This is a genomic window from Rhizobium sp. WW_1, from assembly GCF_003610155.1.
In the GTDB taxonomy this organism is placed as follows: domain Bacteria; phylum Pseudomonadota; class Alphaproteobacteria; order Rhizobiales; family Rhizobiaceae; genus Rhizobium; species Rhizobium tropici_A.
Genome location: NZ_RAIN01000028.1, coordinates 15,709 through 37,754, shown reverse-complemented (window position 1 = coordinate 37,754; position 22,046 = coordinate 15,709). Strand labels below are relative to the sequence as shown.

18 protein-coding genes and 2 pseudogenes are annotated in these 22,046 nt (G+C 59.9%); 13 read left to right on the top strand and 7 right to left on the bottom strand.

Features of this window, described 5'->3' with window-relative positions:
- Positions 1-6: 6 nt before the first annotated feature.
- The gene (locus BJ928_RS36045) at positions 7-1,440 is read left to right on the top strand and encodes an aldehyde dehydrogenase family protein (RefSeq protein ID WP_047634137.1); all 1,434 of its coding nucleotides are present in this window, start codon (positions 7-9) and stop codon (positions 1,438-1,440) included.
- Between the two features lie 578 nt (positions 1,441-2,018).
- Here the strand turns inward: BJ928_RS36045 and BJ928_RS36040 are convergent.
- The gene (locus BJ928_RS36040; protein WP_047634139.1) at positions 2,019-2,612 is read right to left on the bottom strand and encodes a shikimate kinase; all 594 of its coding nucleotides are present in this window, start codon (positions 2,610-2,612) and stop codon (positions 2,019-2,021) included.
- Positions 2,613-2,635: 23 nt separating this feature from the next.
- On the opposite strand from BJ928_RS36040, the pseudogene BJ928_RS36035 reads away from it, so the two are divergent.
- The 12 genes and pseudogenes from BJ928_RS36035 to BJ928_RS35985 form a co-directional block, all read left to right on the top strand.
- Positions 2,636-3,052, top strand: a pseudogene (locus BJ928_RS36035) (ABC transporter permease subunit); the annotation flags it as partial.
- A gap of 627 nt (positions 3,053-3,679) precedes the next feature.
- A pseudogene (locus tag BJ928_RS39615) lies at positions 3,680-3,853 on the top strand (GntR family transcriptional regulator); the annotation flags it as partial.
- Between the two features lie 315 nt (positions 3,854-4,168).
- Positions 4,169-4,465, top strand: a complete 297-nt coding sequence (locus BJ928_RS39610; RefSeq protein WP_245432756.1) for a hypothetical protein — start codon at positions 4,169-4,171, stop codon at positions 4,463-4,465.
- Positions 4,466-5,965 (top strand): ABC transporter substrate-binding protein, encoded by a 1,500-nt coding sequence (locus tag BJ928_RS36025; RefSeq protein ID WP_047634140.1) that lies wholly within the window; start codon positions 4,466-4,468, stop codon positions 5,963-5,965.
- A 78-nt stretch (positions 5,966-6,043) separates the two neighbouring features.
- On the top strand, positions 6,044-6,973 hold the full coding sequence (locus BJ928_RS36020) for an ABC transporter permease (RefSeq protein WP_047634141.1): 930 nt from the start codon (positions 6,044-6,046) through the stop codon (positions 6,971-6,973).
- Positions 6,970-7,827, top strand: coding sequence for an ABC transporter permease (locus BJ928_RS36015; protein ID WP_047634142.1), 858 nt, complete (start codon positions 6,970-6,972; stop codon positions 7,825-7,827). The genes BJ928_RS36020 and BJ928_RS36015 overlap by 4 nt, the downstream gene beginning before the upstream one ends.
- A gap of 1 nt (position 7,828) precedes the next feature.
- A complete protein-coding gene (locus BJ928_RS36010; RefSeq protein WP_047634143.1) occupies positions 7,829-8,617 on the top strand; it encodes a glucose 1-dehydrogenase in 789 nt (262 codons plus the stop codon).
- A 22-nt stretch (positions 8,618-8,639) separates the two neighbouring features.
- Positions 8,640-9,560: a polysaccharide deacetylase gene (locus tag BJ928_RS36005; RefSeq protein WP_047634144.1), complete on the top strand. Its 921-nt coding sequence runs from the start codon at positions 8,640-8,642 to the stop codon at positions 9,558-9,560.
- Positions 9,557-11,098, top strand: a complete 1,542-nt coding sequence (locus BJ928_RS36000; protein WP_047634145.1) for a gamma-glutamyltransferase — start codon at positions 9,557-9,559, stop codon at positions 11,096-11,098. Before BJ928_RS36005 ends, BJ928_RS36000 begins: the two co-directional genes overlap by 4 nt.
- Entirely contained in the window at positions 11,098-12,072 is a 975-nt protein-coding gene (locus BJ928_RS35995) for an ABC transporter ATP-binding protein (protein WP_047634146.1), read from the top strand. Before BJ928_RS36000 ends, BJ928_RS35995 begins: the two co-directional genes overlap by 1 nt.
- The gene (locus BJ928_RS35990; protein WP_047634147.1) at positions 12,069-13,070 is read left to right on the top strand and encodes an oligopeptide/dipeptide ABC transporter ATP-binding protein; all 1,002 of its coding nucleotides are present in this window, start codon (positions 12,069-12,071) and stop codon (positions 13,068-13,070) included. Before BJ928_RS35995 ends, BJ928_RS35990 begins: the two co-directional genes overlap by 4 nt.
- A 74-nt stretch (positions 13,071-13,144) precedes the next feature.
- The gene (locus BJ928_RS35985; RefSeq protein WP_047634148.1) at positions 13,145-14,647 is read left to right on the top strand and encodes an ABC transporter substrate-binding protein; all 1,503 of its coding nucleotides are present in this window, start codon (positions 13,145-13,147) and stop codon (positions 14,645-14,647) included.
- Between the two features lie 99 nt (positions 14,648-14,746).
- On the opposite strand, the gene BJ928_RS35980 is transcribed toward BJ928_RS35985, so the two are convergent.
- The 6 genes from BJ928_RS35980 to BJ928_RS35955 all read right to left on the bottom strand — a co-directional run bounded on the left by BJ928_RS35980 (position 14,747) and on the right by BJ928_RS35955 (position 21,931).
- The gene (locus BJ928_RS35980) at positions 14,747-15,481 is read right to left on the bottom strand and encodes an alpha/beta hydrolase (protein ID WP_052227848.1); all 735 of its coding nucleotides are present in this window, start codon (positions 15,479-15,481) and stop codon (positions 14,747-14,749) included.
- A gap of 109 nt (positions 15,482-15,590) precedes the next feature.
- Positions 15,591-16,682 (bottom strand): LLM class flavin-dependent oxidoreductase, encoded by a 1,092-nt coding sequence (locus BJ928_RS35975; protein ID WP_047634149.1) that lies wholly within the window; start codon positions 16,680-16,682, stop codon positions 15,591-15,593.
- Entirely contained in the window at positions 16,679-18,406 is a 1,728-nt protein-coding gene (locus BJ928_RS35970) for an ABC transporter ATP-binding protein (protein ID WP_047634150.1), read from the bottom strand. The genes BJ928_RS35975 and BJ928_RS35970 overlap by 4 nt, the downstream gene beginning before the upstream one ends.
- On the bottom strand, positions 18,385-19,233 hold the full coding sequence (locus BJ928_RS35965) for an ABC transporter permease (protein WP_047634151.1): 849 nt from the start codon (positions 19,231-19,233) through the stop codon (positions 18,385-18,387). The genes BJ928_RS35970 and BJ928_RS35965 overlap by 22 nt, the downstream gene beginning before the upstream one ends.
- Positions 19,230-20,240 carry an ABC transporter permease gene (locus tag BJ928_RS35960; RefSeq protein WP_047634152.1) on the bottom strand — a complete coding sequence of 337 codons (1,011 nt, stop codon included), beginning with the start codon at positions 20,238-20,240 and terminating at the stop codon, positions 19,230-19,232. Before BJ928_RS35960 ends, BJ928_RS35965 begins: the two co-directional genes overlap by 4 nt.
- 38 nt (positions 20,241-20,278) lie before the next feature.
- Positions 20,279-21,931, bottom strand: coding sequence for an ABC transporter substrate-binding protein (locus tag BJ928_RS35955; RefSeq protein WP_047634257.1), 1,653 nt, complete (start codon positions 21,929-21,931; stop codon positions 20,279-20,281).
- Positions 21,932-22,046: the final 115 nt, after the last annotated feature.

Sequence of the window (22,046 nt, the reverse complement as noted above, 5' to 3'; positions counted from 1 at the left end):
GGATGAATGCTCGACAAGCGGAAATTCTTTATAAACGGCGAGTGGGTAGCTCCTCTTGCCACCAGGGACCTCGAGGTACTCAACCCGGCGACGGAAGCGCCTATAGCGGTGATTTCGATGGGAACGGCTGCCGATATCGACCGGGCCGTCGAAGCGGCCAAGAGGGCGTCCGGCACCTACAGCCGTACCAGCATCGAGGAGCGTCTAGTACTCTTGGAGAGGCTGCTTGCGATCTACAAGCGTCGCTACGAGGAGATGGCACGGACCATCACGCTCGAACTCGGTGCCCCGATCACCATGAGCCGCGAACAGCAGGCCGATGTCGGTGTTGGCCATCTACAGGGTTTCATCGATGCGCTGAAGCGTCTTTCCATGCGCGAGGTGCTGCCGAACGGTGATGTGTTGTTGCGTGAGCCGATCGGCGTCTGCGGCCTGATCACACCTTGGAATTGGCCGATCAATCAAATCGCACTGAAGGTCGTGCCTGCCTTGGCGACCGGTTCAACCTGTGTACTGAAACCGAGCGAGTTCACGCCACTCAATGCGATGCTCTATGCCGAGATGATTGATGAGGCCGGTTTCCCGGCCGGCGTATTCAACCTGGTCAACGGCAATGGGCTCGATGTGGGCGCAGCACTTTCGCGGCACCAAGACATTGACATGGTATCTTTCACCGGCTCCACACGCGCCGGTATCGCTGTCAGCAAGGACGCTGCCGACACGGTCAAGCGCGTGACACTGGAACTTGGCGGCAAATCTCCCAACCTTGTTTTCGAGGATGCTGATCTTGAGGACCGCGTCGCTGGCAGCGTGCTGGAATGCTTCAACAATTCCGGTCAGTCCTGCGATGCACCGACGCGTTTGCTGGTCCAGAAATCGGTATATGCCAAGGCGATTGAGATCGCCGAGCGGATCGGGCGCGCGGCAAAGGTGGGAGATCCGGCACAGGAAGGCTGTCATATCGGCCCACTTGTCAGCGAGGTACAGTTCGGTCGGGTTCAAGCCCTTATCGAGGCAGGGATCGCCGACGGCGCGCGAGTTCTGGTCGGCGGAACGGGAAGACCGGAGGGTTTCGAAACTGGTTATTTCGTCAAGCCGACGATCTTCATCGATGTTGACAATAATATGCGCATCGCCCGGGAGGAGGTATTTGGGCCAGTGCTTACCATCATGCCGTTCGAGACCGAAGAAGAAGCAATCGCTATCGCCAACGATACCAATTATGGTCTTGCGGCCTATATCCAGACCAACAATCCTGACCGCGCCGAGCGTGTCGCGTCGCGGCTTAGAGCCGGCATGGTCCACATCAATGGCGGGCCGCATCGCTATGGCAGCCCCTTTGGCGGCTATAAACAGTCGGGCAACGGCCGCGAGGGCGGCATCTTGGGACTTGAGGACTTTCTCGAAGTGAAGTCCATTCATCAACCAGACGCGGTATAAGGAGAGAGATTGTGGCAAAATCATCACCCACTCGGCACGACGCATCGGGGAGCTTTGCCTTGACGGCAGGCCACGGAAAATCCGACGTCGACCTCGACCGCGTGCCTGTACGGAAATAGGCAGGCCCAGGAGAGAGTGAGATTTTACCCCGAAAGCGATAGCGGTCTGGACAAGTTGGGGGGCTCAAATCCGCGTTCAATCGACGGTCGAGAATGTGACTCCGTGTGATAGCGCCGGTAGCCTGACTGATGCGCGCTTCTGAAAAGGATGCCGCAGGCGATGCCTGAAGTGTCCCCAACGTTAGTCCTGCAATCGAGCCTGCCCGATCACGAGCTCCAACACCTGATGATCGGGCGCAGCATCGTATTTACGATCAGTAGTGCGCAGGTTGAACCTAGCAATGCCTTCAGGATAATTGAGAGCTGCCTCACTCAGGAGCCACCGCACCAATCCCTTTCGGGCCGTCCAAACGCTCTACGTCTTCATTTGGCCTCAAGGAAATGACCACAACAGCCTTGCAACGTCTTCCGTCGGGAAACAAGTTCACATCTCGCACGAGCACCTAAGCTAAGATGTATTCATCGCATTTTGCTTTCTGCTGTTTTTCCATCGGCGATGGCGGCCAGGACTTCCTTGACTATAATATCCTTGTTGACATCGCGAGAGAGAACGGTGATATCAGCCTCCGCATAGATCGGATAGCGCGCATTCATCAGGTTCTCGAGGGTCTCTTTCGGGTTCTCGCTCTTGAGCAGCGGCCGCTCGCCATGTTTGTTGACCCGGTCCCAAAGCACGTCGAGATCGGCCTTGAGCCAAACCGAGAGGCTGCCGCGCTTCACATGCATGCGCGTGCTGTCGTTGATGAAGGTACCGCCGCCCGTCGAGACGACACGCGGGCCGCCCTTGAGGAGACGCGTGATGACCCGCGTTTCCAGCGCTCGGAACTCCACCTCACCATAGGCAGCGAATAGTTCGGTGATCGTCATGCGCGAGACGCGCTCGATTTCGACATCGGTATCGACGAAGGGAATGCCGAGCTGGTGTGCGACGGGCCGGCCGATCGAGGACTTTCCAACTCCCATCAGCCCGACGAGGACGAGATTGCTGTGACCCAGCGCAGCGCGCGCCCTGTCTTTAAGACTTTCGGCCGAGGTCAGGACTTGCTCACTCATCAGTTCACCCACAATGGCTCTGGTTCGGCGAGCAGGCAAAGATCGTCTTCGTCGCGCTGGCCGCCTTCATTCCCATCGTCCTCAACACCTATGACGGCATGCGCGAAGCGCCGCCCGAACTGCTTGAGGTCGCGCGCGCGTTGAAGTTCAATGCGCGCCAGAAGGCACTGCGGATCTATATTCCCTCAGCAATGCCGTCGATCGCGACCGGCATTCATCTGGGTTTGATCTATGCCTGGCTCGCAACTGTGGGTGCGGAGTATTTTCTGGCCGTCGGCCCGGGTGTCGGCGGTCTGGTCATTGCCGGTCGCGAGCGGTTCGACATGGCGCTGGTCATGGTTGGAGTTCTCGTGCTTGGCCTCGTCGGCTTTACCCTTAACCGTCTCGCCTATGCGCTCGAAGCCTATCTGCTGCGCTGGCGGCCGAAGCAAACCGCGTAGTCCATAACTGCGATCCTTCAATGGAACGAGATGCATTCGAACTGGCTATTCGGTGCGGTCCAAAATGGCGTCAAAATCGCAGCTTTTGGTAATCAGGAACTTGACTGTGGAGCTGGTTTTCAAGTCGGTTCCCATCAAGAACGTAATGATTGGAAGGCGAGTCCGCCGTCCTCCCGCTTGGCGCACGCGCGTCAGTATCGAGGGGAAGTGGTATGAATGCTCGCAGTGGTTACCATCACTCCCGTAAAATGAAGTAACTAAGATTTTGAGCTCGTTAGGTGGCCCAGTCATCCTCATGATGGTGGTATGGCGCGGGCCGCTTCTGATAAAGTTGGAAGGGAAGCCGGCCTATTCGTGGAAGAAGGCCTTGGGCTTACATTCTCCTGAGGAGGATGCCTGAATAGCGGGATTGATGGCAGTCGACCCGATACGAATCGACACTTGGCGTAGCGCTATTTGCTACTGGTTTTGATTGCCGAGTTTCAGTCGATCATCTCTCATTTTCCGACACTCCTTGCAATTTGGAACCCGGCAAGCGGCGAGGCGTGCAAAAATTCTCTATAAAAATGATAAGGAATAGGATATTTGATACTTCAGTTTCAATAACTGAGATGTTAGTTTCACAATATGCTCGATCATCAAAGTCCCTTTCTTGTCCAACGTTCCGGTGATCTCGTTGCCCTCGCCGAGGAAAGGATTCGGGATGCGATCAAGCTCGGTGAGTTTTCTCCGGGTGAGCGGCTCTCCGAGCAGGTCCTTTGCGATACCTATCGGATCGGTCGTGGGGTTGTTCGGTCCGCACTCAGTCGGTTGGCGCACAAGGGTTTCGTTTCGGCCCAGCCAAGGAGCGGATGGCGGGTCTGTTCCATCACGGCGTCGGGCTTGCGGGAAATCACGCTCGGGCGGGCCAGGCTGGAGCCGCTTCTGGCCGATGTCGACCTCTCCGGTGATGATATTGCTCGGCTGGAGACCCTGTGTGACATGCAGGCCGCATTGCTCTTCGGAGGTGCGGCTGATGGATCTCAGCTTTCCCTTATCCGGGAATATGAGCGGCAGATCAGAGCTTTGCTGGCCGCGCGCCTCGTAGCGCCGATGATTGCCGATTGGCTGGATATCTTGTGGCATAGGGCGGGCCACTATCTCAATTTCTTCGAGGCATCGTCGGTCCAGCGTCTGGAAGCGGCTGACTGGACCGATTTCGTAGCCGCCAAGAAGGCGGGTCGCAACGGCGATGCGGCAAGGCAGCTACAGCATTTTTGTGATGATTTTGCCGACTTTACCCAGGCGTGCCTGCTGAAGTCGGAGCTTGCCGCGCCTATGGGGCGTAAGGCCAAGCGCTCTTCGATATCGAATGATGAAGTTCGCGTGTCGCGCCCGTTTGGGGACCGGCCGTCTTTGAAGAAGGATTTTTAGATGCGAGCGATAAAGGCTCTTGCGATTGCCGTTTCGATTGCTGCCATGATGTCCGTTGCGGGGCACGCCGTTGCAAAGGACAAGATCGTAATTGATCTTGTGAGTGAGCCGTCGTCGCTCGATCCACAAAAACAATGGAATCCGGATAGCTATTTCGTCTATCGCAACATCTTCGACCAACTGGTCACGCGCGATGACAATGGGAAGATAGTGCCGGCGATCGCAACGTCTTGGACATATAAGTCCGACACCGAAATAGCTTTTACATTGCGCGATGACGCGGCCTTTCATGACGGGCAAAAACTGACGCCCGATGATGTGGCCTTCAGCGTCAACCGCATCATCGACAAGAAATTCGCAAGTCCGCAGCTTAGCCAGTTCAACAAGATCCTGTCGGCCGCGGTCACCGGTCCGCATGAGGTCACCATTCGTACCAACGGACCCTATCCCGTGCTGCTGGCGCAGCTCGTCAAGCTTTCTGTCGTGCCGAAGCATGTTGTCGAGGCCGTCGGCGACGATGCCTTCAATCTTTCGCCTGTTGGTTCCGGCCCGTACAAGTTTGAAAAATGGCAGCGCGGTGTTGCCGTCTCCCTGGTGCGCAACGATGGTTACTGGGGCAGCAAGGGCTATTTCAAAAGTGCCGAATTTCGTGCTGTGCCGGATGCGGCAACCCGTGTCGCCGATCTGAAAGCCGGAAGCGCTGATCTCGCCGTGACGCTCGATCCGGATCTTGCCGCGCAGCTTCAGGGGGCTGGTGGCATCAAGGTACTGACTGCGGTAACGGAACGCATCGCCTATCTGAAGCTTAATCCGTCCATTCCTCCGTTCAGCGATGTCAATTTGCGGCGCGCCGTTGCTTATGCCATCGACAAACAGTCGATCGTCGATGGCCTGCTGGGCGGCTATGACAAGCCCGTCGCGCAATTGGCCTCGCCGGACTATGCGGGATATGTTTCCGGAATCGAGGGGCTTCCATTCGATCCGAAACAGGCCCACGAACTCGTCGAAAAGGCCGAGGGTGCCGCGACGCAGCCGATCGCCTTTCTGACTTCGCCGACCTTCGATCAGCGGATCGTCCAGGCGCTCGTGCAGCAACTCAATGACGTCGGCTTCAAGGTGAATGTCGAGACGGTGGATTTTGCCACCTATCTGCAGCGCGTCCAGAGCGAGAAAGCCAAGCAGCCAGCCATCTCCTTCGGCCGCTGGTCCTGCGCTTGCCAGGATGCGGACGGCATCTCCTTTCCGTTGCTGCATAGTAGCAGTTCATTTTCCGCAGTGTCGGACCCGAGCATCGACACGCTCCTCAATAGCGCTCGCAATACGCTCGATGAGAAGAAGCGGGTTGAGGCCTATAAGGATGTCGCCACGGTCGTTGCAAAGGATGTTCCGATCCTGCCACTCTATCAGGCTGCCGTTATCTACGGTGCCTCCGACAAGCTTGAATGGAAGCCGACGGCCAATGAGAGCTTCTTCCTCAACAGGGTAAGCTGGCGCGACTAGCTCTATTGGCGCGCTTCGCAAAGTTTTCCAGCCCAGTTCGTTTGTCGAGGCCCGGATTGTCGGGGAAAGGAAAAGGGGATGGCTGCCTTTATCGCCAGACGCTTGATCCAGGCCTTCATCGCCTTGTTCGGCGTCATAACGCTAGTCTTCTTTCTGCAGCGCCTGACTGGCGACCCGGTGCTGCTGCTGGTGCCGCAAGGCGCCACGCAGGCTGATATCGATGTCATGCGGACTGCTCTTGGCTTCGACAAACCGCTCTATATCCAATATTTCCATTTCCTGTTCAGTCTGGCGCAATTCGACCTCGGGCGCTCCTATGTGCAGAATCTGCCGGTGGTCGAGATCATCGCCAGCCGCATCCCCTACACATTGGAGCTTGCGGCCGGCGCCTTGCTGGTCGCCATTGGCTTCGGCGTGCCGATCGGTGTCGTGCTGGCCGTGCGGCGCAAGCGCTGGGAAGCCCGCTGGTTGATAGGCCTTGTCTTGATCGGGCAATCCATGCCGACCTTCTGGACTTCGGTCCTGCTCATCATGTTCTTCGGGGTCTTCCTGCGCTGGTTGCCGCCATCAGGAGCCAGCGGGCTTCAAAGCCTGCTGATGCCGTCCTTCGCCCTTGGCCTTCTGTCGATGGCGACGTTCGCTCGCGTCACGCGTACATCCGTTCTCGATGAGTTGAGCAAGGACTATGTTCGCACGGCCCATGCCAAGGGGCTTTCGACGTCGCGCTTGGTCTTTCATCACCTGCTACGCAACGCCGCAGTACCGATCGTGACAATCTCCGCGCTGGAAATCGCCAATCTGCTGACCGGTGCTATCATCATAGAAACAGTCTTTGCGTGGCCAGGCCTTGGCCAATTGACCATGCAGGCAATCAGCGCGCGCGATTTTGCGGTGGTACAGGGCATCGTGCTGATCGGCGCGGCTGCGGCGATCCTACTCAATCTTGTCGCCGACCTGCTCTACAGCCTCATCGATCCGCGAATCCGTCTTGGCGGGAGACCGGCATGATTGCGGCTCTCGCCAAAGCAAGCAGGTTCGCCGGAAGACCGCCGCTATCGGTCGTAATGTCAGTGGTGATCCTGATAGTCATCGTCCTTGCGGCTATACTCGCTCCTCTGATCGCTCCTTATGATCCGAATGCGCAGAACCTTCTCGGACGCCTGAAGCCGCCTGGCACGCTTGCCCGTGCAACGCATTTCCTGCTCGGCTCCGATGAATTGGGGCGCGATACGTTGAGCCGTCTGATCTATGGAGCGCGCGTCTCGCTTCTCGTCGCGTTCACGTCCGTATTGCTGTCTGGCATTGCCGGCTGTATTTTCGGAATGCTCGCGGCCTTTTATCGCGGCTGGGTCGAGACCGTGATCATGCGCCTCGTCGACATCGTGCTTTCTGTGCCGGCCATACTGCTTGCCATCATCACTGTCGCAACGCTTGGGCCGGGCCTGCAGAATGTCGTTCTCGTTCTGGCTCTTACACGCTGGCCGCGTTACGCGCGCGTTGCCTATGCTCAGACCCTGATTATCACCAATATGTCCTATCTTCGGCTTTCGCGTGCGATGGGGGCCGGATGGCTGCGGGTGTTGCGATATCACATCCTGCCGAATATCGCGGGCGCGCTCGTCGTCGTCGCCACGCTTGAATTCGGCCTGATGGTGCTGTTCGAAGCAGGATTGTCCTTCCTCGGTCTTGGCGTTCAGCCGCCGACCGCAAGCTGGGGGGCGATGCTTTCGGTCGGCCGCAACTATGTCGCCAATGCCTGGTGGCTTTCCGTCATGCCGGGGCTGGCGCTTTTCCTTCTTGTTTTGTCCGTCAACGTTCTGGGCGATTTCCTGCGGGACCGCCTTGACCCAAGGAGTGCGTAAAATGGTCGATTTCTCGCAAGATTTCAAAGGTAAGCGTGTGGTGGTGACAGGGGCTGCCGGCATTTTCGGCGGCTGGATCGCTAAGGCCTTCGCCAATGCCGGGGCCGAGCTTCTCCTGACGGATGCCGATGGTTCGCGCCTTGCTTCGGCAGCGCAGGAGATCGGTGGGGCCCATCTGCAGCATGTGGCGGATCTGACTTCCGATGCCGATATCAAGTCGCTCCTTTCCGCCATTGCCGAGCGCTGGGACTCAGCCGACGTCCTCGTCAACAATGCCGGCATTTATCCGTCGGGTTTTCTGCTCGACCTGACTGCTGAAGACTGGGACCGGATCTTCGATATCAATCTTCGTGCGCCATTTCTGTTGTCCCAGGGCGTTGCCCTTCAGATGATTGACAAGGGCGTAAAGGGCTCGATCGTCAACATTTCTTCCGGCGCCTCGCGCAAGATGCGCACTACGGTCGTTCCCTATTGCACCTCGAAAACGGCGCTCGACCGCCTGAACAAGGGGCTGGCGCTTGAGCTTGCCGAGTTCGGCATTCGCGTCAACATCGTCGAGCCGGGCTTTGCGCCGGGCAGCGACGTCAGCCACCTCACGCAGGAACATATCGATACCGTCGTCGGCAACATTCCGCTCGGCCGGATTTCGTCGCCGGACGATGCCGCGACTGCTGTCCTCTACCTCGCATCGGATGCAGCCGCCTATGTCACGGGCGCGACGCTGACCGTCGATGGCGGCAATTCGATCGGCTCGCTTGCCGTCTTCCAGGCGAAGAAGAAGGCGCTCTGAGGTCAGGCGGGAGGATAGAAACATGGTCAAGGATCGAGCCCAGTCGACAAAGGGCTTTCCCCCCTTTCCACCTTACACGTGGCCGGAAGGAAAGCAGAGTGCCGTGCTGCTGAGTGTCGATGTCGACGCGGTCGCACCTTATCTGTGGGAGCATCGGGACGGTGTGCCGGATCGTCTCGCGCGGCTTGAGATCCGCCGTTTCGGATTGCGCTCAGGACTCGGTCGTATCCTCGGTCTGTTCGACCGCTACGGCGTGAAGGCAAGTTTCTATGTGCCGGCCGTGGTCGCGGAATTCGATCCCGATCTGCTGCCGGTTCTTCTTGCCGCCGGGCACGAGATCGGACTGCACGGCTATTTTCATGAGTTGGTTCGCGACATCCGAGCGGATGAGTTCAGCGCGGCTCTCGACGGCAGCCTCGAACTATTTAAACGGCAGACAGGACGATTACCGGTAGGGTTTCGCTCGCCGGCCTGGGAGATGACCCCGCACATGCTGGCTGAGATAAAGGCGCGGGGTCTTGCCTATGACTCCTCGCTGATGGGCTTTGACCACCCCTACGATATCGATGGCGTTGTCGAGATCCCGGTCCAGTGGGCCTTGGACGATGCAATCTTCTACAAGTTCGAGGGCAGTGGCAACGAGCGCTGGGCACCGGCTTCCGGTCGTGCCGTGCTGGAGGATTGGCTCGCCGAATGGCGGGCGCTCCACCGCTTTGGAGGGCTCTTCACCCTGACGGTTCATGACTGGATTTCCGGCAGGGCACAGCGCATCGCCGGGCTCGAAAAGCTGTTGGAAGCTATGACGGCCGAAACCGGCGCCTGGATCGCGACCGCGGCCGAAATTGCCGGTCATCACGCGTCATCGGTAAATTCCGGTCGGTTTTCCGTTGCCTCGGCCATTCCCTCTGCCATCGGCGCGCGGCGTTTCGGGGGAGAGCCATGAACGAGACCTGGTCGATCGGCAAGCGGGAGACAAGCAGCAAACACGGTCTGGTCGCCTGCCAGAACTGGCTGGCGGCCGAGGCGGGGGCTGGTGTCCTTTCGGCAGGCGGCAATGCCGTCGATGCGGCAGTCGTCACGGCTCTCGTTCTCAGCGTCGTGGAGCCGTGGCTGTCGGGCATCGGTGGGGGTGGCTTCATGCTGCGGGCCGACGGCGGTTCTGGGGCGGTCGACGTGCTCGATTTCAATGTCATTTCGCCAGCGGCCCTTCGGCCTGATGACTACCCTCTGGTTGCCGGTCAGGATGGGGACTGGTTCGAATGGCCCTCCGTGCAGGCCGACCGCAATCTGCTCGGTTACGGATCGATCTGCGTTCCCGGTGCCGTTGCCGGATTTGCCGAGGCGCTCGATCGCCTCGGCACCATTTCCTGGGCGGATGCCCTGGCGCCGGCCATCGAACACGCCCATCGCGGTTTGCAGGTCGATTGGTATGCGGCTCTCGCGCTCGCCATCGACGGCCATAATCTCGCTCAGTTCAAGGGTGCCTCCGATCTCTTCCTTCGCGATGGCCGCGCGCCGCGCGTCCCGGAAGGCGGCCGGTCGCTGTTCCTGCCGATGAGGGCCAAGGCCGCATCGCTGGAAAGGCTGGCGCGCGAGGGAGCGCGCGATTTCTACGAAGGCCAGATTGCTGAGCTGCTGGTTGCCGACCTTTCGAAGGGCGGCTCCGCCCTTTCGAAAGCTGATATGCGCGCCTATGCGCCGAAGTGGCTGCAGCCTGCCATCGGCTCTTACATGGGGCGGCGCGTCCATGCCGTGCCGGGTCTTTCCGGCGGCCCGACCTTGCTTGCGGCGCTCAACGAGCTTGAAGAGTTTCCGCGCGATGCCGATCCGTATTCGGGAGCGGCGGCTCTTGCCTTTGCACGAGCGTTGCGTCGCGCCAGCGAATATCGTCTCAAGCATTTGGGGCATGCTGCCGGCGAGAGCTGTACCAGCCATATCAGCGTAGTCGATGCACAGGGGACCATGGTTTCCCTCACCAATACGCTCCTCTCCCGTTTCGGTTCGAAGGTCGTGGTGCCGGAATTGGGATTTGCTCTCAACAATGGCCTGATGTGGTTTGACCCGAGGCCAGGGCATCCGAATTCGATCGCTCCGGGTAGGCAGCCGCTTGCCAATATGTGTCCGATCGTCGCGACGCTTGATGGTTCGCCGGAACTGGCTCTGGGTGCGGCGGGCGGCAGGCAGATTGTGCCGGCGGTCGCGCAAATCCTGTCCTATGTCCTGGCTTTCGGCATGTCGCTGGAGAATGCGCTGTTCAGTCCGCGCATCGATGCGAGCGGCACGACGATCAGAGTAAGCCGAGCGGCAGGGGCTGATGTGGCGGCATCGGTTGCCGCCGATTTCGACGTTCAGGTGATCGACGACACGCTTTATCCCGTCAATTTTGCGGTGCCGTCGGTCGTCATGCGGCGCGGGGGCGTCAATACCGGCATGGTTCATCCGCGCAATCCGTGGGCTGCGGTGCGCGAGGCGACAGTCTGATGACGACACCGGTCTTGAGCGTCGACATGCTGCAAGTCTCGATCGGCCACAAGGCCGTGGTCGACGGCGTCAGCCTGTCGGTCAATGCGGGTGAGATCGTCAGCATCGTCGGCGAGTCTGGATGCGGCAAATCGATGACGGCGTTTGCCGTCATGGGACTTCTTCCCGCCGCAGCGGCCATGGCTGGCGGTTCGGTGCGATTGAACGGACGCAATCTCGCCGACCTCGACAGGCGAGGCCTGATGCGGCTGCGTGGCAGCGAGCTTGCCATGATCTTTCAGGAACCCGTTGCTTCGCTCAACCCACTCATGCCGGTTGGTCGCCAGATTGCCGAAAGCCTCATCATTCATCGCAGGCTCGGCCGCCGGCAGGCATGGGCTCAGGCGATCGACATGCTCGCCGATGTCGGCATACCCGAGGCGGCAATGCGCGCACGGCAATATCCGTTCGAACTGTCGGGCGGCATGTGCCAGCGCGTCATGATCGCCATGGCCTTGATCACAAGGCCGCGCCTGCTAATCGCCGACGAGCCGACGACTGCGCTCGACGTTACCATTCAGGCGCAGATCCTCGACTTGATGAAACGACTGCGCGATGAAACCGGAACCGCGATCCTGATGATTACCCATGACATGGGCGTCGTTGCCGATATCGCCGATCAGGTTGCCGTCATGTATGGCGGCCGAATTGTCGAAGTCGGCGAAGTCGGTGCGATCTTTCGGGAGCAAAGGCATCCCTATACGCGATTGCTGCTGTCGACCATTCCGCGCCTGGATGGCAGCGATGCCGGGCAGCTTTTGCCGACGATCAAGGGCATGGTGCCCGACGCGGGCGCATGGCCGGCCGGATGCCGGTTTTCGACGCGCTGTCCGCTTGCGGACGAAGACTGTCATCGGGCGCCGCCGCTCGAACCGACAGGCTCGGGCCGCCGCGCGGCCTGCTGGCATCAAGATCGCATCGGGAGCCTGGCATGACGGCGCCATTGCTCTCAATTCGCGATCTGCACGTGCATTTTCCCATCCGTCGCGGCTTCTTCGGCCAGGCGGCTGGATTGCTGAAGGCCGTCGACGGCGTCGATCTGGATATCGAAGCCGGACAGAGCCTCGCGCTTGTCGGTGAATCCGGGTCAGGCAAGTCGACGCTTGGCGCGGCCGTCATCGGGATGCAGAAGGCGAGTTCGGGTCAAATTCTCTTCGAGGGCAGCGATGTCACGGCCAAGGGGTCGGACCGCTCCGCTGCGCGGCTTCGGGATATACAGATCGTATTCCAGGACCCGGTCTCCGCGCTCAATCCACGCATGAATATCGGCGACAGCATTGCCGAACCGCTCGCTATTCACGGCGTCGGGACAAGTCAGGAGCGGCGGCGGCGGGTCTCCGAGCTTCTGGAGCTGGTCGGCCTCAATCCGGCGCATGCCGATCGCAAGCCGAATGCTTTTTCCGGCGGACAGCGACAGCGCATCGTCATCGCAAGAGCGATCGCGCTGCAGCCGAAGCTGCTGATCCTGGATGAACCGGTTTCCGCGCTCGATGTGTCGATCCGCTCGCAGATCCTCAATCTGCTTTTCGAACTGCAGCGGCGGTTTGGTCTTTCCTATCTGTTCATCTCCCATGACCTGTCGGTCGTGCGCCATTTCGCCGATCGGGTGGCGGTCATGTATCTCGGCCGCATCGCCGAGGTCGGGGCGACGGCCGACGTCTTTGCCCGCCCGACGCATCCCTACACCGAAGCGTTGCTGAGCGCGGTGCCGCTGCCTGATCCTGTCGCTCAGCGTCAACGGCAGCGCATCCTTCTCGAGGGTGATTTGCCGAGCCCGGCGAACCCGCCCACCGGCTGTCGTTTTTCGACCAGGTGTCCGATTGCCGCGAGCATTTGCCGGGAGCTGTCGCCGGCGCTGAGCCTCTTGGAACGAGACCATCAAGCCGCCTGCCACCTGCGGGCTCCGTCGGCCGGGATCAAGGGCGCGCCATGATCGCGCTGATCTCGCCGCGGACAACAAAGTTCTGACTACCGTTATCAACGATCGATCATTTGAGGAACCGGAACATGAAGTTGCATAAGCTTCTCGCATTGGCAGCGGGCATCGGCCTGTCGATGCTGTCCTTCGCGGCCGCGGCGCAGGCCGCTGAAAAACAGCAGATTGTGGTGGATCTCGTCAATGAGCCGTCGACGCTCGATCCGCAACTGCAGTGGAATCCCGACAGCTACTTCGTCTACCGCAACATCTTCGACAATCTCGTCACCCGCGACAATGCGGGCAAGATCGTCCCGCAGATCGCCACCACGTGGAAAAACGTCTCGGATACCGAGATCGCCTTCACGCTTCGTGATGATGTTCACTTTCATGACGGAAGCGTTCTGACAGCCGCCGATGTCGCCTTCAGCATCAATCGCATCATCGATCCGAAATTTGCAAGTCCGCAGCGAGCGCAATTCGGCAAGATCGTCAAGGCAGCGGCAATGGGCGATCACGAGGTGACGCTGACGCTGAAGACAAGCGCCCCCGCGCTTCTCGCCGCGCTGACGAACCTCTCGATCGTGCCGGAACACGTCGTCGAGAAGGTCGGAAATGCGGCTTTCAACCTTCAGCCGGTGGGTAGCGGTCCATACCGTTTCGTAAAATGGGACAAGGGCGTTTCGGTAACTCTTGCGCGCAATGACAGCTACTGGGGCGAGAAGGGGCCGTTTGCGGCGGCCGTTTTTCGTGCCGTGCCGGATGCATCGACGCGGCTTGCCGACATTCAGTCCGGGACCGTGGACCTGGCAAGGGCGCTGACCTCCGACCAGGCGGCGCAGCTGCAGGCTTCGCCGAATGCCAAGGCGCTGCCCGTTCTCACCGAGCGCCTTGCCTATGTTCGCATCAATCCGAACAAGCCGCCGTTTGACAAGCTTGAGCTTCGCCAGGCACTGGCCTATGCGATAGACAAGGAAGGCATCACGCAGGGCATTCTCGGCGGCCTCGACAAGCCGATCGCCGAGATGGTGACGCCGGCGCATTTCGGCTGGAGCGATACGATCAAGGGACTGCCTTTCGACCCGGAGAAGGCAAGATCACTCATTGCAGCGGCCGGTAAGCCGGCCAAGTTTCAGCTGACAATCGGCGCCTTTTTTGACCAGAGGGTTGCTGAAGCCATTCAGCAGGAATTGCAGGATGTCGGGTTCGACGTCGAAATCGCCAATGTCGATACGCCGACCTTCCTGCAACTGATCCAGAAGGGACCGGCGGATGGCCCGACGCTCGCGATCAGCACTTCCTCGTGCGCCTGCCAGGATGCGGACGGCGCGCTCTATTCGCTCTTTCACTCCGGCAGCAGCTGGACCATTGTTGCCAAACCGGAAATCGATGCCTTGCTGGACGAGGCAGCCTCATCGCTGGACGAGAAGACGCGTCTTGCCGACTACGAAAAGGTCGGCAGCTTCGTTGTAAATGATGTGCCGACCGTGCCGCTTTACCAGATGGTATCGATTTACGGTGCTGTGAAAAATCTCGATTTTCAACCCACGCCGAACGAGAGCTTCTTCCTCAATCGTTTGCGATGGCAGAATTGACGGTTGGCTCCGTTGTCGATCCAGATCCCTCGCCGCAAACGGCCATGCTTATTCTCGTCGCGGGATAACGACTTCGGAGCGACGATATTTCTTTGCAGCTCAGGCGGTCATGGTTGCCTGAGCTATTGCCGCGGCCAGCCCGCCTGGATTCTCTATTGCCATCGAATGGCCGGCGTCATCGACGATGTCTACCCGGATGCCTCGGGACGATAGAAACTCGAAATCCGGGTCCGGCAAGCTGCGTTTTCCGAATATGAATGTTTTCTGGGATGGGTGCTGAAGAAACTGGGAACGCCAGTCGCGTGAGCCTCCTTCGACAAGCGACGCGGCCCCTCGATGGACCGCGCGTGCGGATGCGGCACGCATCATTGCCGCCCATGCTCCGTTTCCCGAAGCCTGGGCTTGAATGAGCATCGCAGAATGACCGGTCCTCATATAGTCCACCTCTTTCCAGGCAGCGATGGCGCGGCTGAACATCCCGCCACCACGATCGAGATTGGCTTCGGAAACGACGAGATTTTGGACTTTGTCTCCAAGCAGGTCGGCGGCTTCTATGGCAATGGAACCGCCCATGCTGTGCCCGTAGATATCTATCTGTTGGAAGTTTCGTTCCCGAATGAGGCCATGAACCTGTCGCGCATGGTCTTCCACGCGATATCCGAAATCTTCCGGACGGTCGCTGAAGCCAAAACCGAGCAGATCAAGAAGAATGGCGTGTCTTCCACGCAAGGCTGGTGCGGAGACGACATGAGGGTATTCGAATGACGACGCGCAGCCGAGGCCGTGAAGTATCAGGAGCGGAATGCCGGACCCCTCAAGTTCGAGATATCGCATCTTGGCAGTTGAACGTTCGATCGCAAAAGAGTGCACGGCAGCCTCCGGAACCTGCTGGCAATAAACGGGAGGCCGGATGGCCAGCCTCTTTCCACTCGGAAATGTGCCGTCATGCGGTAGGCGACCAGCCGAGGCTTGGAGCAACCGCATGCGCGAGATCGCTCAGCAGCCGAATATTCTCAGCGAGACCGAAGGCGGGCGGCAGGAAAAGGACGATTTCGTCGGCGGCCGCCAGGCCCGGGTCCTTGAGCACCGCCTCGATCACCTGGGCGGGAGCGCCGTGGAAGACGGGAGAGATCTGGATGCCCGGTGGCTGAATGGCGGGCGCCGTTGGCTCAAGGGCGCCGATCGGCCGAGACGCCCCGATGCCCTTGGTTCGGCGCTCAAGATCGTAAGCGGCATATTTCTCCCGCAGTTCGGCGGTGGTGCCAACCAGGATCGATGCAGCGACGGTCACCGGCGGCGGCTCGGTGTCGTGCTTCTGGCGCCACGTCGCGCGGAAGGCTTCGATAGCGCGGGCCTGGTATTGACCGAAGCTCTCGCCTTCGGCGTGGTCGTGCTGCACGGTTCCTGAGATGAGACCGATCCCGAGTTCTGCAGCCTGAACGGCCGAGGCGACGCTTGCTGAACCCTGCCGGATGCGGGATCGCAATGTTGGGCTGTGCGGCGTCACACGCAGCTCAGCGCCTTCAGGGGCGCCCTGCCCAGGGCCGTCGACGGTGTGGAGAACCTCGCCGGCGATCGCTGCAAGGAAGCGTGCCTGACGGCGCTTCGCCTCGGTGCGGGCATCGGTGTCGACCGTACCGAATACCGCGTCGAACGCCGCGTTGGCGCCGGTGGAGATGGCGAGCTCAAGCCTTTCACCGATGAGCAGGTCGGCGGTGCCGGCCGCCTCTGCAAGCAGGATTGGGTCCTGATAGCGCATCGGGATGACAGCCGATCCCAGCCTGATATGGCTTGTATGCTGGCCGGCTGCAGCGAAGAACGGGATTGGAGAGGACAAGTAATGATCGAAGTGGCGCTGGTAGGCCCAGCCCGACTGATAGCCCAACCGTTCAGCCGCCTTGAACAGTTCTATCCCATCGCGCAGTCCCTGCGCCGGGCCAGCCTTATCGTTGAACGACACCCGGGTGTTGAAGCCGAGCCGCTGCTTGGGGCGGAACGTTGCGGGCAGGATACTGGCGGAGGCAGCGATACTCATGCGATCTTTTCCTGGCTGACGATTCGGCGGAATTGCTGGGGTGGGAGCCGGGTAGCGCCGGCGACACTCGGGATCGATTCCAGCAGCGAGACCGTGTAGGGTTGCCGCGGGTTGTCGAAGATGTCCTTGACGCTTCCGTGTTCGACGATGCGCCCGCGCTGCATCACGGAGACTGTGTGAGCGAGTTGGCGCACGAGAGCGAGATCGTGCGAGACGAATATATAGGTCAGGCCAAGGCTTTCCTGCAATGAGAGCAATACTTCGACGATATCAGCCTGGACGCTGACATCGAGTGCCGAGGTCGGCTCGTCAAGCACGATCACCTCCGGCTTCAGGACCAGCGACCGAGCAATCGCGACGCGTTGGCGCTGACCGCCGGACAAAGCTTGCGGCTTGCGCGAAAGCAGGTGTTCGCCTAATCCGACATTGGCCAGCGCCTCGCGAACCCGCTCTGTCCGCTCCGCGCGTGTTCCGATGCCAAACCTGTCGAGCGGCTCACGCACCAGTTGTTCGACCTTCCAGGTCGGATCGAGCGAGGTGAATGGATTCTGGTAGACGAGCTGAAGGTGGCGCCAGACCGCGCGCAGTGACTGCTGCGAGCGACCGTTTAGCTTTTCTCCGGCGATCGAAATATCACCGGCATCGGGTTGATCTAGCCCAAGCAGCAGTCGGATCGTCGTCGTCTTGCCCGACCCAGATTCGCCGACCAACGCATGTGTGGTGCCTGCCGGTACAGAGAAGGAAACGTCGTTGACGGCAGTCAGAACCTTGCCGTCGACCGTAAAGCTCTTGGTGATGCCCTTGACTTCGATCTTTGGCGCCTTGCCGACATCGGCGTCCAGAAAGTGAAAGCCTGGATCTCGAAGCTTGTGATAGCGATCGGGATTGAGGGCAGGCACGTCAGCATGCAACTCTTTTGCATAGGCCGATTTCGGCGATGAGAAAACTGCCGTCGTGCTGCCGGCCTCCTGAACAGCACCACCCTTTAGCACCACTACGGAGTGTGTCCGCTCGGCCGCAATCGCAAGGTCATGGGTGATAAGCAGCAGACTGATGGCGAGGTCCTGCTGCAGCCGCGAGAGCAGGTCAAGGATTCGCTTTTGTATCGTGACGTCGAGCGCGGAGGTTGGCTCATCCGCGACCAGCAGTAGCGGTCGTGGCAGGACGGCAAGGCCGATCAGCACGCGTTGAAGCATGCCGCCTGACAGTTGGTGCGGATAGGAATCATAGACACGTTGGGGATTGTCGAGCCCGACCTGGGCAAAGGTCTCGAGGACAAGCGCCTTGCGGATTGCCTTGCTCGGCTCATCGACCAGGGCTGCGGCTTCCATCGCCTGCACACCGATCGTCCGCACCGGATTGAGCGCGTTTCCCGGGTCCTGCGGCACGAAGCCGATGGTCTTGCCTCTAAGCGGGCGGAAGCGGCGTTCGGAGAGCTGCAATATGTCCCGTCCCTCAATTGCAATGCAGCCGGTCGCTTGTCCGGTGGGAGGAAGCAATCGCAGCAGGGCGCGCGCAATGGTTGATTTGCCCGAGCCCGATTCCCCGATGAGGGCAAGGCTTTTGCCACGCCCAAGTTCGAAGCCGACATTGCCGACGACCTTATGCGACCCGTAGGAAACCGACAGACCGTCCACCTGAAGCAGCGGACCAGGCCGTTGCGGCAGCGGCATGTTTTCTCCAACGCGAGAGAGAGCTGTGTTTAATCTATCTTGCGAAGCCATCGGCTGATCCTGTTCACAGAGAGGACGGTCGCGATCGTGATGAAGGCGGGTGCGTAAACCAGCCACGGCCATTTGAGGTAATCCTTGCCGATTGAAATCAGCAAACCCCAATCGGAGGCCGGCGGTGGGTCGCCATAGCCGAGGAAGGCGAGGCTGGCGATCACTAGGATCGAGTCACCGAACTGCAGCACGGCAAGCGGGAGCACGGAGCGCGACGCGTTCGGTAATATGTGCCGCCAGAGGATGTGCCAGCGCGAGCCCCCGGAAAGAAAGGAAGCCTCGATGAAGGTCGCCTGCCTTGTCTTGATGACTTCCGATCGCATGACGCGGGCGAAGACGGCCACTGACGAGATGCCGGTGGCGATCGCGGCGTTCGTGGTATCGAAGCCAATCGCAGTGACGACGATGACGGCAAGCAGGAATTTCGGAATTGCAAGCAGGACGTCGACCAGGCGGGCAAGCACGGTGTCCACGCGACCGCCGAAGAAGCCGGCGTTGAGGCCGATGAAGCCGCCGGCGACCGCGCCGATGACGACGGCGATCAATGCACTCCTGACCGAAGAAGCCGAGCCATAGACGACGCGGGTATAGAGATCGCGGCCCAGCTGGTCGGTTCCGAACCAGTGTTCGGCGCTGGGACCGAGCAGCTTTTGGGCGGGAATGCCGATTGCCGGATTGTGGCCCGTGAACAGGCTAGGTGCCAGCGACCAGGCGATGACGATCGTCACGATCACAAACGAGAGCGCGACTGTCGCCGGCAATCGGAAACCGGCGCGCCGGCTTCCGACGGTTAGGCGCAAGGAGGTGTTGGTCGATATGAGGGTCATGACAGCACCGACTTTGAAATTTCCGCAGAGCCTTCGTCAGAGGTAACGGGCCGACGCGCGGTACCATCGAGCAGTTTCACGCGCGGGTCGAGCAGCGGATAGACAAGATCGGCGACCAGGTTGACCAGCACGAAGACCACGGCTGCGAGCGATACGATTGCCTGCAGAACGGGCAGATCCTGGGTGCTGACCGAGCGCTGGACCAGGCTGCCGATGCCAGTGCGCGCGAATACCGCCTCGGTGATGAGCGAGCCCCCGAGCAGTTCGCCGATTGTCAGCGCGACGACGGTGATGACCGGAAGTGAAGACGGCTTGAGGAGATGCCTGACAAAAAGCTGCAACTGCCCGAGGCCGCGGCTGCGCGCAACGGCGGCATATTCCTGTCCCGTTTCATGATCGAGATTGGCGATGAGCACCTCGGCGATCTGCGCCGAGATGGGAATGCCGAGCGCGATCGCCGCGAAAAAGGTTGCCCAGAAGCTGTCTGGGTTTATCACGCGGAAGAGACCGAGCTGGAAGCCGAAGATGTGGATCAGTACCAGCCCTATCACGAAATTCGGCACCGACAGGAACAGGGACGGGAAGCCCCGCAGCAGGCCCTGACCGAACCTTTTTGGCAGGAACTGAGTGCCGTAGGAAATTGCGATTGCCAGGATCAGCGCGACGATGAGGCCGGCAGAGGCGAGAACGAGCGTCGAGGGCAGCACCTCGGCAATCATGGTCGTCACCGGACGGTTGGTTCGCATCGACAGGCCGAAGTCGCCGATGAGGAAGTGGGAAAGCGATGTCGACAATTGCACGAGAACCGGCTTGTCGAGACCCTGTGCGGCAATGATTTCCTGGATCTCCGCCTCGCTGAAGCCGTTCTGCGGGTTGCGCAGGACGTTTGTAATGGGATCGCCCGGCAGGATGCTTACGACGGTGAAGGTGAACACATAGGCCATCAAAATGACGATGACTGCCTGGGCCAGGCGTTTTGCGGCGAAGCTAAGATAGGCATTGTTCATGCCGGTCACCTCCTTGCGCTCCTTGGTTGCGCTGTGGATTAGTCGCTGATCGTCGCCGTGTAGTAGCTGGCATAGGCGATGCCGTTGTATATCTCGCCCTTGAGCTTCGGGGACTGGACGTAGATACGCTGAACCATCTGTGTGCGCGGAATGAAGTAGCCCTGCTCGAGAACATATTTCTGAAGCTCGTCCAGCAGCGGGTTTCTGATCTCGAGCGAACCGGCGCCGGCGATTTTGTCGCGCAGCTCGTTGATCTTTGTGTCGCTCTCTCCGAGTGCGAACCAGTTCTCGCCGTTATTGGCGTCGGTCAGGATGCTCGCGACCGTCCCGGCATCGATGAAGCTGCGCGTCACCTCGTAGGCCGGCACGCCGGCGCCGCCATACTGAACCTTCTGGCCGAACGTCACGACGTCATAGGCGCGGATATCGACCTTCCAGCCGATCTTGCCGAGCTGCTGGGCGATGAGTTCGTCGATCGACTTCGAGGTTACGAGATAGGGGTTGGAATTAAGCGTCAATGACAGCTGCTTGCCATCCTTGGCGCGGATGCCGTCGCCTCCCTTGACCCAGCCCGCCTCGTCGAGGAGTTTCTCAGCCCTGTCGGGATTGTAGGTCAAAAGGTCGCTGTGATCGGTCGCGCCGGGGACGTTGCTTTGAATGAACGACGTCGCGAGCTTCCAGTCGGACGTATAGACCGTATCGATGATTTCCTGGCGATTGATGGCTGTCTGCAAGGCCTGGCGTACCTTCACGTCATCGTAAGGCGCGAGTTTCGTGTTGATCGCCCAGCCGTTGACGAAGCCGAGATAACGCGGTGTCGCGACGATAAAGCCGTCCTGCTTGAGCGACGTCAGTTCCTGCGGCGAGGCGTTATAGGCAATGTCTGCCTGGCCGGACTGGACCGCGGCGACGCGCAGCGAAGGTTCGGACACCAGCTTATAGGTGATTGTGTCGAGATAGGCCGGACCGGTATGACCGACGGCTGCCGGCCCCCAATTGTAATCCTTGCGTTTGGTGAGCTTGACGAAGTCGCCTTCCTTCCACGAATCCACCACATAGGGTCCGCTGCCGGAGGTCTTGCTGAGATCGGCCTGCTGTGCTGCCGGCTGTGCCAGGGTTTTCGGCGAGATCAGGATGGAGCCGTGATAACCAAGGGTCGGAATGAAGCCGAGCGTCGGCTTTTTGAAGAAGACCTTCACCGTGGTTGCGTCGACCGCCTCGGCGTGGTCATAGGTCTTCGGGAATAGCCCGATCGGGTTGATGCCTTCCTTCTTGCGTCCGGCATACCAGATGTCGAGATTGGCGACTGTCGCAGACGCATCGAGGGGGGTGCCGTCCGAGAAGGTTACACCACTTTTGAGATGGAGGGTGAACTCGGTGGCACTGTCATTCTGCTCCCAACGCTCGGCGACCCACGGGGTGACCTTGCCGTCGGCGTCCACGTAGACGAGCTTGTCGGTGACGTGACCCCATATGTGGCCCTGGAAGCTGGAAATCGCGCTGTTATTCGGGATCCAGCTATCGCCCAAAGAGTCGATGAGGAAGGTGATGTCGCCTCCATTGGCCGGCTCACCGGCACTGTGCGCCGGCGTTAGACCCGCCATCGCCACCAAGGCGCCGGTCGCCACGGCCGAAGTGGTGAGCAACAGACGGCGCCGGGAAAGAGACAGCGAGAAAAGGCGTTCGGTCATGGAGAGATCCTGATGGTTCGGGTTCTGCGAAATCTGAAGCAAAGCCTATTCAGGTGGAACCAAAAGGAGAAAGACTGGTTGTTCTTTTTCTACTAAATTTATGGATTATTTTGTC

Coding starts and splice junctions, on each gene's coding strand:
- BJ928_RS36010 (WP_047634143.1), top strand. CDS start 7,829: ATGGTCGATTTCTCGCAAGATTTCAAAGGTAAGCGTGTGGTGGTGACA.
- BJ928_RS36015 (WP_047634142.1), top strand. CDS start 6,970: ATGATTGCGGCTCTCGCCAAAGCAAGCAGGTTCGCCGGAAGACCGCCG.
- BJ928_RS36020 (WP_047634141.1), top strand. CDS start 6,044: ATGGCTGCCTTTATCGCCAGACGCTTGATCCAGGCCTTCATCGCCTTG.
- BJ928_RS35995 (WP_047634146.1), top strand. CDS start 11,098: ATGACGACACCGGTCTTGAGCGTCGACATGCTGCAAGTCTCGATCGGC.
- BJ928_RS35960 (WP_047634152.1), bottom strand. CDS start 20,240: ATGAACAATGCCTATCTTAGCTTCGCCGCAAAACGCCTGGCCCAGGCA.
- BJ928_RS35955 (WP_047634257.1), bottom strand. CDS start 21,931: ATGACCGAACGCCTTTTCTCGCTGTCTCTTTCCCGGCGCCGTCTGTTG.
- BJ928_RS36025 (WP_047634140.1), top strand. CDS start 4,466: ATGCGAGCGATAAAGGCTCTTGCGATTGCCGTTTCGATTGCTGCCATG.
- BJ928_RS35990 (WP_047634147.1), top strand. CDS start 12,069: ATGACGGCGCCATTGCTCTCAATTCGCGATCTGCACGTGCATTTTCCC.
- BJ928_RS35970 (WP_047634150.1), bottom strand. CDS start 18,406: ATGGCTTCGCAAGATAGATTAAACACAGCTCTCTCTCGCGTTGGAGAA.
- BJ928_RS35985 (WP_047634148.1), top strand. CDS start 13,145: ATGAAGTTGCATAAGCTTCTCGCATTGGCAGCGGGCATCGGCCTGTCG.
- BJ928_RS36005 (WP_047634144.1), top strand. CDS start 8,640: ATGGTCAAGGATCGAGCCCAGTCGACAAAGGGCTTTCCCCCCTTTCCA.
- BJ928_RS36040 (WP_047634139.1), bottom strand. CDS start 2,612: ATGAGTGAGCAAGTCCTGACCTCGGCCGAAAGTCTTAAAGACAGGGCG.
- BJ928_RS36000 (WP_047634145.1), top strand. CDS start 9,557: ATGAACGAGACCTGGTCGATCGGCAAGCGGGAGACAAGCAGCAAACAC.
- BJ928_RS36045 (WP_047634137.1), top strand. CDS start 7: ATGCTCGACAAGCGGAAATTCTTTATAAACGGCGAGTGGGTAGCTCCT.
- BJ928_RS35965 (WP_047634151.1), bottom strand. CDS start 19,233: ATGACCCTCATATCGACCAACACCTCCTTGCGCCTAACCGTCGGAAGC.
- BJ928_RS35980 (WP_052227848.1), bottom strand. CDS start 15,481: ATGCGATATCTCGAACTTGAGGGGTCCGGCATTCCGCTCCTGATACTT.
- BJ928_RS35975 (WP_047634149.1), bottom strand. CDS start 16,682: ATGAGTATCGCTGCCTCCGCCAGTATCCTGCCCGCAACGTTCCGCCCC.